The sequence below is a fragment of the Streptomyces alkaliphilus genome (genome assembly GCF_014141535.1).
Classification (GTDB): domain Bacteria; phylum Actinomycetota; class Actinomycetes; order Streptomycetales; family Streptomycetaceae; genus Streptomyces; species Streptomyces alkaliphilus.
In genome coordinates this window covers 1-1,979 of record NZ_VKHT01000926.1, presented here as the reverse complement: position 1 = coordinate 1,979, position 1,979 = coordinate 1, and the positions used below count along the sequence as shown (strand labels likewise).

Below are 1,979 nucleotides of genomic sequence, written 5' to 3'. Positions count from 1 at the left end.
GGTCGGGACTTCCCCATATGAACGGGCTTCCACGAGGTGGCCCCGCACCCGCCCGCGCGGGTTCGCCCGTCGCCCCCGGCCGGCTCCCGATACGGCGTCAGGGGGAAGCGGCGGACGGGTGACGCCGGGGCCCGGGCAACCCGTACGGCGCAGCGGCACCACCCGGCGGGCCCCTTTCCGGGTGCGGGTGTGCGGGGGCGCTGGTCGCATGGCACTGAAAGCCCGTCATGCCCCCGGCGTGACGTCCGACGACCCGGAGGTCATACGTCCCATGCACCGCACGCGCCCCACCCGGGGAACCACGCCCGCCCGACGCACCCGCACCGGGCGGATCGCGGCCGGCGCCGCCGCTCTCCTGTTCGCCCTCGGTCCCGCCGGCACCGCGACGGCCGACGAACTGCTCGACGACGGCAAGCGGTCCGGCGGTGAGACGCACGGCAAGCTGTTCGTCTCCCCGGCCTCCGGCGGCGCGGGCACGCAGGTGACGGTGAAGGCCACCTGCCAGCCGAGCGGCGGCGCCACCTCCGTCGCCCTCCGGGAGCCGATCACCCTCAAGCGCGTCGACGGCCAGTGGGTCGGTACCGGGCACATCCGCAGCACCGGCCTCCAGCCCGGCCGCGTCTACCAGATCAACGTCAACTGCGCCGACGGTCGGGTGCAGACCGGCAACTTCACCTACACCGCCACCCCGAGCGGCGGTGCCGCCGCAGGCTTCGGCGGGGCGGCCGGGGGCGACTACACCACCGCTCTGGCGATCGGCGGCGGCATCGCCGCGGCGGGCGCGCTGGGATACGTCTTCACCTCGCGCCGTCGTGCGCTGGGGCGCCACGGCTTCTGAGCCGGCCCGAGGGCCGGTGGCGGCGTGCGACCGCGCCCCGGCCCGGGCCCGAGACGCCCGCCGGTGTCCCCGAGCGCCGGCGGGTGCGCGATCGGGCCCCGTCCGTGGACAGGCACGGGCGGGGTCCGCCGCCGGGAGCCGATCGGCGGCGGGTACGCCGACCGGCTCGTACCGCTTCCGCGCGGCGCGCCCGAGCCGGGCCGCGCGCACCGAACCGAATCGACCGAGCCGCGCCGTCCGTCGGCCCTCCGGGGCCGGGGCCGGCGCGGGACCGGGCACCGTCCTCACCCATCCGGGGTTTCCGGGCTCTCCCGGGGCCTCCGGGGTTCCGGGGCGGTGCCGAGGAGAACGACACAGGGCGAACCGACGGGTTCGCCCGGGCGAGCAGGGTGATGACCGGGATGACGAGGATGGCCGGGGTCCCGCACGGCGTGCGGGGCCTGTCGTGGTTGACGCGGCGTCACCGCGACGACCGGATCGAGGGAATGGGCGGCCTGGACAGGCTCCGGGAGCTGCGGGAGTCGGAACCCCCCGCCCGCCGCCGCTTCCGGCGCGCCGCCGCGGAGGCGCCCGCCCCGGGGGAGGCCCCCGGGGCGACCGGCGCGGTGGACCACAACGTGCCGGCCGGCGCGAACGGACGGACGCGGTCGATCGGGGCGCCCCCACCGGGCCGCACGGCGGACCCCGACCGGCCCACCACCGCGAACGCGTCGGCACCGGTGACCGGGACGGCGGGGACGGCCGGGACGCCGGACCACCGGGTGCCGGTGGCCGCGGACGGCTCGTCGGGCACGTCCCCGGCGGGAGGGGCCGAACCGTCCGGCGGGGCCGCCGGATCGCCTCCGGGCCCCGCCCACCGGGAGCACGTCGCACCGTCCGCCCCGGGTGGACCGCCCGAACCCATCCGCACCACCGGTGGGTCCCGGCCGGCCGACACGTCCACGGACGCGCCCTTCCCCGCGGGGTCCGCCCCCGGGTCCGCCGCTCCGGCGGGAACACCCGGACCGAGCGGGTCGGGAAGCCCGGCCGGGCCGGAACGGGCGGCCCCGCGCCCGGGGTCGGCCGCGCCGCGCACGACCGACGGACCGACACCGGGGCGTCGTCGGGCTCGGACCGCGCCCCCGACCAATTCCCCCGCCCC

1 protein-coding gene is annotated in these 1,979 nt (G+C 79.0%); it reads left to right on the top strand.

Features of this window, described 5'->3' with window-relative positions:
* The first annotated feature begins 271 nt into the window (after positions 1-271).
* Positions 272-838 carry a hypothetical protein gene (locus FNQ90_RS21205; RefSeq protein WP_182607819.1) on the top strand — a complete coding sequence of 189 codons (567 nt, stop codon included), beginning with the start codon at positions 272-274 and terminating at the stop codon, positions 836-838.
* Positions 839-1,979: the final 1,141 nt, after the last annotated feature.